This window comes from Halomonas sp. CH40, assembly GCA_041875495.1.
GTDB lineage: Bacteria > Pseudomonadota > Gammaproteobacteria > Pseudomonadales > Halomonadaceae > Vreelandella.
Genome location: CP112982.1, coordinates 782,599 through 797,880, shown reverse-complemented (window position 1 = coordinate 797,880; position 15,282 = coordinate 782,599). Strand labels below are relative to the sequence as shown.

Here is a 15,282-nt window from a genome sequence, read left to right as displayed (position 1 = left end):
AACCGCGCGCAAGCCAGTATACAGCTTGCGCCCTGCTTATTTCAGGACGCTCATGGCCAATACTAGCCCGGCAAACACGCCGATGATTGCTCAATACCTGAATATTAAACGCGAACACCCCGAGGTCTTGCTGTTTTACCGCATGGGGGATTTCTATGAGCTGTTTTTTGATGACGCCAAACGCGCTGCGGCTCTTCTCGACATCACCCTTACCCAGCGCGGCCAGTCCGGCGGGCAACCCATCCCCATGGCGGGCGTCCCCTTTCACAGTGCAGAAGGCTACCTGGCCCGTCTGGTCAGCGCAGGGGAATCTGTCGCCATCTGCGAACAGATTGGCGACCCGGCCACCAGCAAGGGCCCGGTAGAGCGCAAGGTAGTACGTATCGTCACGCCTGGCACCTTGCACGATGAAGCCCTGCTGGATGCCCGCCGCGATAACGTGCTGGCCGCCATTGCGCCTCACCAGGCCAAATGGGGGATTGCCTGGCTGGAGCTGTCCAGCGGCCGTTTCAGCCTTCTGGAGCTTGAAAGCGACGAAGAGATGCTCGCCGAGCTGACCCGGCTATCTCCGGCTGAACTGTTGGTGCCGGAAAACCTCGCACTGCCCGAGCCGCTTTCCGCCCAGCGCGGCCTACGCCGCCAGGGGGAGTGGCTGTATAACCTGGAAAGTGCTACCCGAAGCCTGTGCGATCAGTTTGAGGTACAGGACCTGCGCGGCTTTGGCTGTGCCCACCTGACCACCGCCCTGATTGCCGCTGGCGTCCTGGTCGATTATGCCCGCGACACCCAGCGCTCTCGCCTGCCGCACGTCACCTCGATCAGCGTTGAAAACCGTGACGATGCGGTAGTGATTGATGCCGCCAGTCGGCGCAATCTGGAGATCGACACCAATCTGGGCGGCGGCAGCGACAACACCCTGGCCAGCGTGCTCGATACCTGCGCCACCGCCATGGGTTCACGCCTGCTCAAACGCTGGCTTAATCGTCCCCTGCGCCAGCGTGACATCATCCATGACCGCCAGGCCGGGGTTGCCCTGCTGCAGCTTGATGTCGCCTATGAAGCCTTGCGTGAAACGCTGAACGCCGTCGGCGATGTGGAACGCATTCTTTCCCGGGTGGCGCTCTACAGCGCCCGTCCAAGGGATCTGGCCAGGCTGCGCGATGCACTAGCCACCCTTCCACAGCTGCAGACGCTGTTAAGCCAGGTGGACAGCGGTAGCGTCATTGACCATCTGCGCTCCCATATTCAGCCTTATCCGGCGCTGAGCGAGACCCTGCAGCGGGCTATTGTTGAAAATCCACCCGTGGTGATCCGCGAGGGTGGCGTGATTGCCAAAGGCTTTGATGAAGAGCTTGATGAACAGCGCGGTCTGGCCGAAAACGCCGGCGACTATCTGGTTGCCCTGGAAACCCGCGAGCGCGAGCGCACCGGGCTTAGCCACCTCAAGGTTGGCTACAACCGGGTACACGGCTACTTTATCGAACTCCCCCGCGCCCAGGCCCAACAGGCACCGGCCGAGTACATTCGCCGCCAAACACTTAAAAATGCCGAACGCTTTATCATTCCTGAGCTTAAGGAGTTTGAAGACAAGGCGCTATCCGCCAAATCCCGCGCCTTGAGCCGTGAAAAATGGCTGTATGAGCGCCTACTGGATGAACTCAACACCCATCTGCATGCACTACAGGCAAGCTCTCGCGCGCTGGCAGAACTGGATGTTCTGTGCGCCTTTGCCGAGCGCGCCGATGCGCTGGACTGGGTGCGCCCAGTGCTTAAGGAAGACACCGGCATCACTATCCGCGCCGGGCGCCATCCGGTGGTTGAGCAGGTCAGTGAGACGCCCTTTGTGCCCAACGATGTCAGCCTCAACCCGGAACAGGCGATGCTGATCATTACCGGCCCCAATATGGGCGGTAAATCCACCTACATGCGCCAGGCAGCACTGATCACCCTATTAGCCCACTGTGGCAGCTTTGTACCTGCCGATGCGGCAGAAATCGGCCCGGTTGACCGTATCTTCACGCGGATTGGTTCCTCCGATGATCTGGCGGGTGGGCGTTCAACCTTTATGGTGGAAATGACGGAAACTGCCAACATCCTGCATAACGCCACTTCGCAAAGCCTGGTATTAATGGATGAGATTGGCCGGGGCACCAGCACCTTTGATGGCCTTTCGCTGGCCTGGGCCAGCGCTGAACACCTCGCCAAGCTGCGTGCCTTGACTCTGTTTGCCACCCACTACTTTGAAATGACTGCCTTGCCGGAACATGCCGAAAGCGTGGCCAATATCCACCTGACAGCGACTGAACACGGCGACCGCATCATCTTCATGCACCGCATTGAGCCTGGCCCCGCCAGCCAGAGTTACGGCCTGCAGGTTGCCCAACTGGCGGGTGTGCCCACTAGCGTTATTCAGCGCGCCAGGGAAACCCTGCACAGCCTTGAAAAGCGTGACAATGAAACCTTGCCCAACCCAGCAGGCACACAGACAGCGCCGCTGCAGGATGATCTTTTTGCCCAGGCTCCCCACCCGGTAGTAGAAGCCCTGGAAAACCTGGCCATTGATGAACTCACGCCCCGTCAGGCACTTGAACTGCTGTATCAGTGGCGGGAGCGGGTGTAATAGAATAATTACCTATCAAGGGGACAGGTACTTGCCGCAAGTGGCTGTCACCCTCTAAAATACAACACTTTATTTATATAAAAACTGAATTTTATATCCAAATGTTATTAAACCAGTCTGGGTATGCCACCTGACGACATAACCAGCACTTGAAGAGGGAATTAGCGATGACGTTTGTCGTGACCGAAAATTGCATTCAATGCAAATATACCGACTGCGTGGAAGTCTGCCCGGTCGACTGTTTTTACGAAGGCCCCAACTTTCTCGTCATTCACCCTGATGAGTGCATCGACTGCGCCCTGTGCGAGCCGGAATGTCCTGCGGAGGCGATTTTTTCCGAGGATGAATTACCCGACGGCCAGGAGCAGTTTATCGAACTCAATGCCGAGCTGGCGGAGGTGTGGCCCAATATTGCCGAGAAAAAAGACCCGCTACCTGATGCAGAAGAGTGGGATGGCAAGACCGGCAAGCTGGAAAAGCTCGAACGCTAGCCTGACGTTATACATCAGATGAGCGGATAGCAGCGCGGCACCCTGTTTTAATACCAACAGGTTCAATACCAACAGGTAACAAGATTGCCGTTCGGGTGCCGCCTCATCCTGAAGAAAGCGTCAGCCAGGCTTTTATCACGCGCACAAAAAAGCGGCCCGTAGGCCGCCCGCTCCCAGCATGTCCACAGGCATTCCCTATGCCTGACATCCTCAGGTACATTCCCTGCCGGGGCCAACACCCCCTATATCACCCGGCGTACCTGTATATCCCGTTGCATCCTGCTCGAGAGCGTCCTTGCCTCCCCTTGTCCATAAGTTCATTGTGGCAGATTTATCTGTCGACTCAAGGGCGTCCAAAATGTACAAGACGGGCTGCTTGGCCCGCCTTGTGTAACATTCAATGCCAAAACAATCAGTTGCCAGCTACACTGTTACATTATGGCTGATAAACAGTTGTTGTTGCGTTAATCTCTACGCCTCGTGTAAGAGATATCTTACACGAATTGAAGAGATCTCTTACGCTACTCAAGGGTTAATGGCCGTTATTGACCCTTGATAGCCTGACGACCAGGATAGCTGACGTTACCCAACTCGGCTTCGATCGCCAGCAGGCGGTTATATTTCGCTACGCGGTCGGAACGGCACAGTGAGCCCGTCTTAATTTGGCCTGCACAAGTGCCCACTGCTAAATCAGCAATCGTAGTATCTTCTGTTTCACCACTGCGGTGAGAGATAACCGCCGTGAAACCCGCATCCTGAGCCATCTTGATAGCATCCAGGGTTTCTGACAGCGAACCAATCTGGTTGAACTTGATCAGGATAGAGTTACCGATCTGTTCATCGATACCCCGCTTGAGGATTTTGGTATTGGTGACAAACAGGTCGTCACCCACCAGCTGTACCTTGTCACCCAGCTTGTCGGTCAGGGCTTTCCAGCCATCCCAGTCAGATTCGTCCATACCGTCTTCAATAGAGACAATCGGGTAGTCTGCGCACAGCCCGGCCAGGTAATCGGCAAAGCCTTCGGCATCGTAGCTTTTGCCTTCGCCAGACAGGTTGTACTGGCCATCCTTGTAGAACTCGGAAGAAGCGCAGTCCAGCGCCAGGGTGACGTCTTCATCCAGACGATAGCCCGCATCGGCAACGGCCTGCTTGATTACCGCCAGCGCCTCGGCGTTGGAGGCCAGGTTAGGCGCAAAGCCGCCTTCATCACCTACCGAGGTCGACAGCCCCCGTGCAGACAGAACTTTTTTCAGGGCATGGAAGATTTCTGCCCCCATACGCAGGCCTTCACGGAAGTTGGCTGCCCCCACCGGCTGCACCATAAACTCCTGAATATCTACGTTGTTGTCAGCATGTTCGCCGCCATTAAGGATATTCATCATGGGAACCGGCATGCTGTACTGGCCCGGCTGGCCATAAAGCTCGGCGATATGAGCGTACAAGGGTACGCCCTTGGCATTGGCCGCTGCCTTGGCAGCCGCGAGCGATACCGCCAGTATGGCGTTGGCGCCCAGGTTGGCCTTGTTTTCGGTGTTATCCAGCGTCAGCATGGCGTTATCCAGGCCGCGCTGGTCACGGGCATCCAGACCCAGCAGGGCATCACGAATCGGGCCATTAACCGCTTCAACCGCTTTCAGAACACCTTTGCCCAGATAACGTGACTTGTCACCATCACGCAGCTCCAATGCCTCGCGCGAGCCGGTAGACGCACCGCTTGGGGCACAGGCTTCGCCAACCGCGCCACTTTCCAGACGAACCGTGGCTGAGACAGTAGGGTTACCACGTGAATCAAGTACTTCCAGCGCACGAATATCGACAATTTTAGTCATCAAGCCGTCCTTTTTGTTGGTGTTAACATCATGGGTACTAAAAACTTTGTTCAATACTGGTTGTTTGAATCATTCTCTCAGCGGGTATTTCAACGGATAACCAAGGGCTCAAACCCTTTTACCAGCGTATCCAGTTGCACCAGTTGATTGAGAAAAGGCTCCAGCTGCTTCAGCGGCAGGGCACAGGGGCCATCACACTTGGCGTTATCCGGGTCAGGATGCGCTTCCAGAAAAATACCTGCCAAGCCCACCGCAACGCCAGCGCGGGCCAGTTCAGCCACCTGAGCACGGCGGCCGTCGGCACTGTCAGCCCGACCGCCGGGGCGCTGTAACGCGTGGGTCACATCAAAAAAGACCGGAAAGCCGGTCTGCTTCATATCACCAAAGCCGAGCATATCAACAATCAGATTGTTATAGCCGAAGCTTGAGCCACGCTCACACAGCAGCAGCTGATCATTACCGGCTTCCTGGCACTTGCTCAGGATATGGCGCATTTCGTGAGGCGCCAGAAACTGCGGTTTCTTGATATTGATCACGGCACCTGTGCTGGCCATGGCGACCACCAGATCGGTCTGGCGGGCCAGAAAAGCAGGTAGCTGAATGATATCCGCTACTTCAGCCACCGGCGCTGCCTGCCAGGGCTCGTGCACATCGGTGATGATCGGCACGCCAAAGCGTTCCTTGATTTCCGCCAGAATGGCCAGGCCCTTTTCGAGCCCTGGGCCACGGTAAGAGTTGATCGAGCTGCGATTGGCCTTGTCAAAACTGGCCTTGAACACATAGGGGATGCCGAGCTTGGCAGTAGCCTCGACGTAGGCAGACGCCACTTCCATGGCAAGGTCTCGGCTTTCCAGCACGTTCATACCGCCCAACAGCATCAAGGGCAAAGAATTGCCGGCGGTTAGGCCGGCAATGTTGATATGACGCTCTGCAGGTTGCGGGTAAGTCATGGGTCGCTTACTCCTCGTTATGCCCTGCGGTTGACGGTGTCTGGGTCGCAGACTGCTGGCGAATGCGCGCCGTCTTGTGCTCCAGCGCTGCGTTGACAAAGCCACTGAACAGGGGATGCCCATCGCGGGGCGTGGAGGTGAATTCCGGATGGAACTGACAGGCCACATACCAGGGGTGGTCGGCCAGTTCGATCACTTCCACCAGGGATTGATCAACACTCTTGCCAGAAACCACCAGGCCGGCTTTTTCCAGCTCATCTACAAACTGGTTGTTGACCTCAAAGCGGTGGCGATGGCGCTCAACAATTTCATCGGCGCCATAGGCGGCTCTCGCTCGGGTACCCGCTTCCAGATGGCACACCTGGCCACCCAGACGCATGGTGCCACCCAGGTCAGATGCCGCATCACGCAGCTCAATCTTGCCTTCGGCATTGAGCCATTCAGTGATCAGGCCCACCACCGGATGCTTAGTGTCGTGGGTAAATTCGGTGGAGTTGGCATCTTCCCAACCGGCGACATTGCGCGCATATTCGATCACCGCCACCTGCATACCCAAGCAGATGCCCAGGTAGGGAACCTTGTTCTCACGGGCAAACTGCGCCGCCATGATCTTGCCTTCCACCCCGCGCTCACCAAAGCCACCGGGCACCAGGATGGCATCCTTGCCTGCCAGCCGCTCAGTACCGTGGTGCTCGATATCTTCCGCATCAATATAGTCAACGTTGACCTTGATACGATCCTGAATACCGGCATGAATCAGCGCTTCGTTAAGCGACTTGTAGGCATCAAGCAGTTCCATGTACTTGCCTACCATGGCAATGCTGACCGACTTCAGAGGGTTGAGCTTGGCATCCAGCACCCGCACCCAATCAGACAGATCGGCTTCGCCCGCTTCAAGATTGAACTTGTTGCAGACGATCTCATCCAGGCCATGCTCGTGCAGCATCAGCGGAATACGATAGATGGTATCGGCATCCTGAAGCGGCACCACGGCGCGTTCTTCAACATTGGTGAACAGCGCGATCTTGCGTCGTTCGGCTTCTTCAAGCTCCACTTCGCTACGGCAGATCAGGATATCCGGCTGGATACCGATGGAACGCAGTTCCTTGACGCTGTGCTGAGTCGGCTTGGTCTTGGTCTCGCCCGCCGTGGCAATATAGGGCACCAGGGTCAGGTGCATGAAGAGTGCGCGCTGGGCACCCAGCTGGCTGCGAATCTGGCGGATCGACTCAAGAAACGGCAGTGATTCAATATCACCCACGGTACCACCGATTTCCACCAGCGCCACGTCAAAACCTTCACCGCCCGCGTAGACACGACGTTTGATTTCATCGGTGATATGCGGAATCACCTGTACGGTACCGCCCAGGTAATCGCCGCGCCGCTCCTTGCGCAGCACGTGCTCGTAAACACGCCCGGTCGTAAAGTTATTACTCTGGGTCATCTTGGTGCGGATAAACCGCTCATAGTGGCCCAGATCCAGATCTGTCTCGGCGCCATCTTCCGTGACGAAAACTTCGCCATGCTGGAAGGGGCTCATGGTGCCCGGGTCGACGTTGATGTAAGGGTCGAGCTTGAGCATGGTGACTTTTAGGCCGCGCGCCTCAAGAATCGCCGCCAGTGAGGCAGATGCGATTCCCTTGCCAAGCGAGGACACAACGCCACCGGTCACGAAGATATATCGTGTCATGGAAAACCTGTCGAAACGTGATCAATAGGCACAGCAGAAAGCCACACCAGGATGGGAGGACAGGATAGCAGAGTACGCCTAAAGGCTCAATTGAACGACGACGTTTAGGGCATGCCATGGCATCGGCTATCACCATGACATGCCCAACCGCCTGAATTGCTCAGACGCCCAGATAATCCAGAATACCTTCTGCCGCCTGGCGACCTTCATAAATGGCCGTCACCACCAGATCCGAGCCGCGCACCATGTCGCCACCCGCAAAGATTTTTTCGTTGCTGGTCTGGAAGGCGTACTGGCCGTGCTCCGGTGCCTTGACGCGGTCACGCTCATCGACTGCGATGTTCGACGTACTGAACCAGGGTGCGGGGCTGGCCTGGAAACCAAAGGCAATCACCACGGCATCTGCGGCAATGATTTCTTCAGAACCGGGCACGACCTCAGGGCGCTGACGACCATTTTCGTCCGGCTCACCCAGGCGGGTTCGTACAACCTTGACGCCCTCGACCTTTTCTTCGCCGACCACGGCGACTGGCTGGCGATTGAACAGGAACTCGACGCCCTCTTCGCGGGCATTGGCCACCTCACGGCGCGAGCCTGGCATGTTTTCTTCATCGCGACGGTAAGCACAGCTGACGCTGGCAGCGCCCTGGCGGATCGAGGTGCGGTTGCAGTCCATGGCGGTATCACCCCCGCCCAGCACCACCACACGCTTGCCTTCCATGGAGATGTAGTCTGACGGGTCTTTTTCAAAACCCAGGCAGCGGTTAACGTTGGCGATCAGGAAATCCAGCGCCTTGTAGACGCCTGGCAGGTCTTCACCGGGGAAACCCCCTTCCATGTACTTATAGGTGCCCATGCCCAGAAAGACAGCGTCGTAGTCCTGCAGCAGGGTTTCGAACTCGACGTCGGTGCCGATTTCGGTGTTCAGACGAAACTCCACGCCCATTTCCTCAAACACCGCCCGGCGGCGCTCCATGACGTTCTTTTCCAGCTTGAACTCAGGAATACCAAAAGTCAGCAGGCCACCAATCTCCGGGTACTTGTCAAACACCACCGGCCTGACGCCGCTGCGCGCCAGAATATCGGCACAACCAAGCCCGGCCGGGCCTGCGCCAATAATCGCAACCTTCTTGTCTGTCCACACCACCTTGGACATATCCGGGCGCCAGCCCATGGCAAAGGCCGTATCGGTAATGTACTTTTCAATCGACCCTATGGTCACCGCACCAAAGCCGTCATTCAGGGTGCAGTCGCCTTCACACAGACGATCCTGAGGGCAGACCCGTCCACACACCTCAGGCAGCGAGTTGGTCTTGTGGGAAAGCTCTGCGGCTTCAAGAATGTTGCCTTCCACCACCAACTGCAGCCAGTTGGGAATGTAGTTATGTACCGGGCACTTCCACTCACAGTAAGGGTTGCCACAGTGCAGGCAGCGATGCGCCTGACTGGCAGCATCCGTGGGCTTGTAGGGTTCGTAGATTTCAGCGAACTCTTTTGCCCGTGAGCGAGCGTCTTTCTTTTGTGGATCCTGACGACCTACATCAACAAACTGGAAGTCATTATTCAATCGGTTAGCCATGATCATTTTCCTCTCGGCGATTCGGCATCAGCTATTCAGGCAAAGCAGCTTATTCAGCGTGCCGTCGCGATTGCTCCAGCAGGCTACTCAGGCTTGCCGCCTTGGGCTTCACCAACCAGAAATGGCGCACGTAATCACCAAAGTCTTCAAGAATATCGGCGCCTCGCTGGGAACCTGTTGCCGCGACGTACTCTTCAAGCAGTTCACGCAGATGGCGGCGGTAGGCTTCCATTGTCTCGGTGTTAACCCGGTGAATCTCGACCAGCTCGTGGTTGTACTTGTCGACAAAGGTACGGTCTTCGTCGAGCACGTAGGCAAAACCACCGGTCATACCGGCCCCAAAGTTGACTCCGGTTTCACCCAGCACGCAGACAAGGCCCCCGGTCATATACTCACAGCAGTGATCGCCAGCACCTTCGATGACGGCACGGGCGCCTGAGTTACGTACCCCAAAGCGCTCGCCGGCAATACCCGCGGCGAACAGCTGGCCACCGGTCGCCCCATACAGGCAGGTGTTACCGACAATCGCTGTCTTGTGGCTCTCAAACTGGCTTTCGCGCGGCGGTATGATCACAATCCGGCCACCGTTCATGCCTTTACCAACGTAATCGTTAGCATCACCTTCCAGATGCAGGTTCAGGCCACGAGCATTCCACACCCCGAAGCTCTGCCCTGCCACGCCGGTAAAGCGCACATCCAGCGGCGCCTCTTCCAGCCCTGCTTCACCGTAGTGCTTGGCAATCACACCGGACGTCAGGGCACCCACGCTGCGGTCACAGTTGGTAATCCGGAAGGTGAAGGTACCGCCCGATTTGGCCTCAATGGCGCTTTTCACCGCATCGAGCACTTCCAGGTTCTTGGCACCCGGGTCATGGGGCACGTTGCGGCTCACCTGGCAGAACTGCGGCGCATCCGCAGGCACATAGTCGTTACCCAACAGCGGGGTCAGATCCAGCTTGCGCTGGGAAGCCGTCTGACCCTCCAGCACTTCCAGCAGATCCGTACGGCCAATCAGGTCGGTCAGCTGGCGCACCCCCAGCATGGCCATCAGTTCGCGCACTTCTTCAGCGATGTAGCGGAAGTAGTTCTTGACCATATCGACGGTGCCGCGGAAGTGTTCACCGCGCAGATAGTCATCCTGGGTCGCCACACCGGTGGCACAGTTGTTCAAGTGGCAGATACGCAGGTATTTACAGCCCAGCGCCACCATCGGTGCGGTGCCGAAACCAAAGCTCTCGGCGCCCAGAATGGCTGCCTTGACCACATCAAGACCAGTCTTCAGGCCGCCGTCGGTCTGCAAGCGGATCTTGTCACGCAGACCATTGATACGTAGCGCCTGATGAACTTCCGGCAGACCCAGCTCCCAGGGCGAGCCCGCATGCTTGATGGAAGTCAGCGGGCTGGCCGCCGTACCGCCATCATAGCCGGAGACCGTAATCAGGTCGGCATAGGCCTTGGCAACGCCCGTGGCGATGGTGCCGATACCCGGCTCTGACACCAGCTTCACCGACACCTGGGCATCCGGGTTGACCTGCTTGAGATCAAAGATCAGCTGGGCCAGATCTTCAATTGAATAGATATCGTGATGCGGCGGCGGTGAAATCAGCGTTACCCCGGGCACCGAATAGCGCAGCCGGGCAATCAGGGCGTTCACCTTGCCACCCGGCAGCTGGCCGCCTTCACCGGGCTTGGCGCCCTGAGCCACCTTGATCTGCAGCACGTCAGCGTTGACCAGATAGTGCGGCGTTACGCCAAAACGCCCCGAGGCGATCTGTTTGATCTTGGAGTTACGGATGGTGCCGTAACGCGCCGGGTCTTCGCCGCCCTCACCGGAATTGGAGCGCCCGCCGGTCTCATTCATGGCCTGGGCCATGGCTTCATGGGCTTCTGGTGAGACTGCGCCCAATGACATACCCGCTGTATCGAAACGCGGTATCAGGTCATCAATGCTCTCGACTTCATCAAGCGGCAGCGGTGTTGCCGAAGGCTTGAGGGATAACAGGTCACGAATGGTCGCCACGGGCCGCTCATTGACCAGCTGGGCAAATTTCTTCCATTTCTCATAGCTACCGTCCTGTACCGCCTGCTGCAGGTACATGATGACGTCCGGGTTGTAGGCATGGTACTCGTGACCATGCACATACTTCATCAGGCCACCCTGAGAAATCCCCTTACGGGCAATCCAGGCAGTTCGGGCCAGGGCTTCCTGCTGCAGCTGAAGCTCTGCAAAACCGGTACCCTGAATGCGTGACGCCATACCTTCAAAGCACATTGCCATGATATCGCTATCCAGCCCAACGGCCTCGAAAAGCATCGAGCCGCGATAGGAGGCCAGGGTCGAAATCCCCATCTTGGAAAGAATCTTGAACAGACCCTTCTGCATGCCTTTACGGTAATTCTCTCGCGCATCCGCGGGGTTGCCGGTCAGCTCACCGACCCGCTGCATATCCGTCATGACCTGATACGCAAGCCAGGGGTAAACGGCTGTAGCGCCTACGCCAAACAGCACCGCCATCTGGTGAGAGTCACGCGCATAGCCGGTTTCCACCACGATATTGGCATTCGGGCGCAGCGCAAGGCGCCCCAGGTGGGTATGCACCGCACCGACTGCCAACACAGACTGGATGGGAATCTGGCCTTTAGGAATGTCAGCATCACTGAGCACCAGAATGACGTTGCCCGCCAGCACCTGCTTTTCCGCTTCTTCACACAGCTCACCAAGCGCCTGCTTTAAGCTCTTCTCTTCAGGGTTATACCCCAGCGAGAGGCGATAACTGGCAAAGGCCGGATCTTTCTCATTAACCAACGCAGTGAACTTGCGCGGCGACAGTACAGGTGTCGTCAGAATGATACGGTGCGCGTGCTCCGGCGTTGCCTTGAAAACATTGCGCTCAGCACCGATACAGGTTTCCAGCGACATCACAATCGCTTCGCGCAGCGGGTCAATGGCCGGATTGGTAACCTGGGCAAACTTCTGGCGGAAGTAGTCAGTCAGCAGGCGCTGACGCGATGACAATACCGCCATCGGCGTATCATCGCCCATTGACCCCACTGCTTCCTGGCCGCTTTCCGCCAGCGGGCGCAATACCTGGTCACGCTCTTCAAAGCTGACCTGGAACATTTTCTGCTGGGTGTTCAGGGCATCGGTATCCATGACTTGGAAACGTGCCAGCTCAGTCAGCGCTGACTCCAGATAGTTGGCCTGCTGCTTCAACCAGCGCTTGTAAGGATGCGCGGACTTGAGTCGACCGTCGATATCATCGGTATGCAGCACTTCACCGGTCTGGGTATCCACCGCCAGCATCTGGCCAGGGCCCACCCGGCCTTTGGCCACCACATCTTCCGGCTTGTAATCATAGGTGCCAATTTCTGATGCCAGGGTGATGAAGCCATTTTTGGTCACTACCCAGCGCGCCGGGCGCAGGCCGTTGCGGTCGAGCATACACACTGCCTGACGGCCATCGGTCATTACCACGCCTGCCGGGCCATCCCAGGGCTCCATGTGCATGGAATTGTATTCATAGAAGGCGCGCAGCTCGGCATCCATGGTTTCCACATTCTGCCAGGCAGGCGGCACCATCATGCGTACGGCGCGATGCAGATCCATGCCACCGGTCAGCAGCACTTCAAGCATGTTGTCCATGCTGGAAGAGTCCGACCCTGTGGTATTGACGATTTCCTTCAGCTCAGCGACATCCGGCAGGCGGTCGCTGATAAAGTTTTTCTTACGCGAGTTGGCCCAGCCACGGTTGGCTTCAATGGTGTTGATTTCACCGTTATGCGCCAGCAAGCGGAAAGGCTGAGCCAGCGGCCAGCGCGGTGCCGTATTGGTTGAGAAGCGCTGGTGGAACACGCAGATGGCAGTTTCAAGGCGCGGGTCGTTGAGATCCTGGTAAAACGCGGGCAGGTCTGCGGGCATGACCAGACCCTTGTAGGACACCACCTCGGAAGACAGCGACGCCACGTAGAAATCCGCTTCGTCCTGCAGCTGCTCTTCAGCACGGCGACGCGCCATGAACAGATCAACATCAAAGTGCTCACCGGCTCCGGGCATCACAAAAATCTGGCGAATACGCGGCAGGCAATCCAACGCCATCGGACCACAGACGGATGAATCTGTCGGTACTGTGCGCCAGCCTGCGACCTCGAGTCCACGCTGCTCAAGCATCTGCTCCAGCACGGACTCAGCGTGTTCGGCGCGTGCATCATCGTCAGGTAAAAAGATGACGCCGACAGCAAAGGTGTCGCCCAAGGAGGCCCCTAGGGCACTTTTTGCTACATCGCGCATGAAATGCTCGGGCATCTTGAGTAGCAAACCACAGCCGTCACCTGTCTTGCCGTCGGCAGCAATACCACCCCTGTGGGTCATACAGGTAAGCGATTCAATAGCGGTTTTCAACAATTCATGGCTGGCTTGCCCCTGCATATGGGCGATCAAACCAAAGCCACAGTTGTCGCGAAACTCGCCGGGCTGATGAAGACCTCTGTTCATGGGCGTGCCTCAAAAAACGTGTTTTATTTACAACGGCACCGTGGTAAAAAGGAAGGTTTTTTAATCTTGTTTGTTCGCCTGTCCTGGTGTACCTAGGCTGTAAAACAACCACCGTTGGAGTGAAAAAAGGTTGATCAGCATAGCGACTGCTGGCCCTGTAGTGCAATCGAATCGGCTTCACAAGAAAGCTAAAAACCTTGCCAAATCCACAGCTTGCACAACACTCAATATGAAAAAGTGATACGCTTCAATAACTTGCAGTGCAGCACAACGGTAATTTAACGATAACTGCCAAAGATTAAACTTTAGTCTAGAAATACCTTAAAAAGCCATGCCGATAGCGCATAAGGCATTCTGATTATCAATTTTTGGCCGACCAGAGACCTTCTTCCAATCAGCTGCCTGCTTTTCAGGCTTGGTATTTTATAGCCAGCCAAAAAACCCGCCGGATATCGACGGGTTTTTTTGGCAGTGAATCTGTAGCGATCTGGAATATCGGCGCTCAAGCGCGTGGGTAGTGATCCAGCAAATCATTCAGCAGGCTGATGGGCGTTTCATCACTGATGCAGGCATCGCCCAGCTCGCGCAGCAGCACAAGGCGCAATCGGCTATCAATGTTTTTCTTGTCGCGGCGCATAGGCCCCAGAAAATCATCGCGCTGCATACCCAGTGGCGCCTTCAATGGCAGGCCAGCACTTTCAATCACCTGCAGACTGCGCGCCAGTGCAGCCTCGTCAATCCATTCCAGGCGCCGGGAAAGGGTCGCCGCCATGGCCATACCGGCACCAATGGCCTCGCCGTGTAGCCAATTACCATAACCTTGATGCGCTTCGATGGCATGGCCAAAGGTATGCCCCAGGTTCAGCAGGGCACGTACATCCTGCTCGGTTTCATCTTCAGCCACGATATCGGCTTTTATCTGGCAGCTTCTGGCAATTGCTTCTGCCAATGCCTTGGCATCATGCGCACGCAAGGCGACCATATTGGCTTCAAGCCAGCTCAGAAATGCCTCATCGCGAATCAGACCATACTTGATCACTTCGGCAAGCCCTGCTGACATCTCACGGTCTGGCAAGGTAGCCAGGCTATCAAGGTCGACCAGCACGGCCTTGGGCTGCCAGAAGGCGCCGACCATATTCTTGCCTAGCCGGTGGTTAACGCCTGTCTTGCCCCCTACCGAGGAATCGACCTGGGCCAGCAGCGTGGTCGGCACCTGAATAAACGCCACACCGCGCTGATAGCTAGCGGCCGCATAGCCGGCCATATCGCCGATGACACCACCCCCTAGGGCAATCAGCGTGCAGCGACGATTGAAACCGGCCTCCAGCAAGGCTCCCCAGATGCGGTTAACCTGTTCAATGGTTTTATACTGCTCGCCATCCGGCAGGATGCAGGTCTGCACATCCAGCGCTTCTGGCAGCTGCTGCGTCAGTTTTTCCAGATATAAGGGCGCGATGGTCTCATTGGTCACGATCATCACCTGCTGACCGGCCAGATAAGGCAGGATGGCGTCCGGATTGGACAGCAGCCCGGTGCCGATATGAATCGGGTAGCTACGATCACCCAGGTCAACATTGAGAGTGCGCAAGGCGTCCGGTAACGGCGTCATCAAGATACCTTTTAAATTG

8 protein-coding genes are annotated in these 15,282 nt (G+C 56.9%); 2 read left to right on the top strand and 6 right to left on the bottom strand.

Going from position 1 to position 15,282, the window contains the following annotated elements; genetic code table 11:
- Positions 1-52: 52 nt before the first annotated feature.
- Positions 53-2,620 carry a DNA mismatch repair protein MutS gene (mutS, locus tag OR573_03690; protein XGA80771.1) on the top strand — a complete coding sequence of 856 codons (2,568 nt, stop codon included), beginning with the start codon at positions 53-55 and terminating at the stop codon, positions 2,618-2,620.
- A gap of 167 nt (positions 2,621-2,787) precedes the next feature.
- Positions 2,788-3,111 carry a ferredoxin family protein gene (locus OR573_03685; protein ID XGA80770.1) on the top strand — a complete coding sequence of 108 codons (324 nt, stop codon included), beginning with the start codon at positions 2,788-2,790 and terminating at the stop codon, positions 3,109-3,111.
- Between the two features lie 542 nt (positions 3,112-3,653).
- On the opposite strand, the gene eno is transcribed toward OR573_03685, so the two are convergent.
- The 6 genes from eno to aroB all read right to left on the bottom strand — a co-directional run bounded on the left by eno (position 3,654) and on the right by aroB (position 15,263).
- Positions 3,654-4,943 carry a phosphopyruvate hydratase gene (gene eno / locus OR573_03680; GenBank protein XGA80769.1) on the bottom strand — a complete coding sequence of 430 codons (1,290 nt, stop codon included), beginning with the start codon at positions 4,941-4,943 and terminating at the stop codon, positions 3,654-3,656.
- An 89-nt stretch (positions 4,944-5,032) separates the two neighbouring features.
- A complete protein-coding gene (kdsA, locus tag OR573_03675) occupies positions 5,033-5,893 on the bottom strand; it encodes a 3-deoxy-8-phosphooctulonate synthase (GenBank protein ID XGA80768.1) in 861 nt (286 codons plus the stop codon).
- Positions 5,894-5,900: 7 nt separating this feature from the next.
- A complete protein-coding gene (locus OR573_03670; GenBank protein XGA80767.1) occupies positions 5,901-7,583 on the bottom strand; it encodes a CTP synthase in 1,683 nt (560 codons plus the stop codon).
- Between the two features lie 160 nt (positions 7,584-7,743).
- Complete coding sequence (locus tag OR573_03665; protein XGA80766.1) at positions 7,744-9,162, bottom strand: FAD-dependent oxidoreductase; 1,419 nt, start codon at positions 9,160-9,162, stop codon at positions 7,744-7,746.
- Between the two features lie 49 nt (positions 9,163-9,211).
- Positions 9,212-13,654: a glutamate synthase large subunit gene (gene gltB, locus OR573_03660; GenBank protein XGA80765.1), complete on the bottom strand. Its 4,443-nt coding sequence runs from the start codon at positions 13,652-13,654 to the stop codon at positions 9,212-9,214.
- Positions 13,655-14,156: 502 nt separating this feature from the next.
- Positions 14,157-15,263 carry a 3-dehydroquinate synthase gene (gene aroB, locus OR573_03655; GenBank protein XGA80764.1) on the bottom strand — a complete coding sequence of 369 codons (1,107 nt, stop codon included), beginning with the start codon at positions 15,261-15,263 and terminating at the stop codon, positions 14,157-14,159.
- Between the last annotated feature and the right edge of the window lie 19 nt (positions 15,264-15,282).

What these genes read in the sequence shown, in the direction of transcription:
- OR573_03685 (XGA80770.1), top strand. Translation starts at nt 2,788, where the DNA reads ATGACGTTTGTCGTGACCGAAAATTGCATTCAATGCAAATATACCGAC.
- OR573_03665 (XGA80766.1), bottom strand. Translation starts at nt 9,162, where the DNA reads ATGGCTAACCGATTGAATAATGACTTCCAGTTTGTTGATGTAGGTCGT.
- eno (XGA80769.1), bottom strand. Translation starts at nt 4,943, where the DNA reads ATGACTAAAATTGTCGATATTCGTGCGCTGGAAGTACTTGATTCACGT.
- kdsA (XGA80768.1), bottom strand. Translation starts at nt 5,893, where the DNA reads ATGACTTACCCGCAACCTGCAGAGCGTCATATCAACATTGCCGGCCTA.
- OR573_03670 (XGA80767.1), bottom strand. Translation starts at nt 7,583, where the DNA reads ATGACACGATATATCTTCGTGACCGGTGGCGTTGTGTCCTCGCTTGGC.
- gltB (XGA80765.1), bottom strand. Translation starts at nt 13,654, where the DNA reads ATGAACAGAGGTCTTCATCAGCCCGGCGAGTTTCGCGACAACTGTGGC.
- mutS (XGA80771.1), top strand. Translation starts at nt 53, where the DNA reads ATGGCCAATACTAGCCCGGCAAACACGCCGATGATTGCTCAATACCTG.
- aroB (XGA80764.1), bottom strand. Translation starts at nt 15,263, where the DNA reads ATGACGCCGTTACCGGACGCCTTGCGCACTCTCAATGTTGACCTGGGT.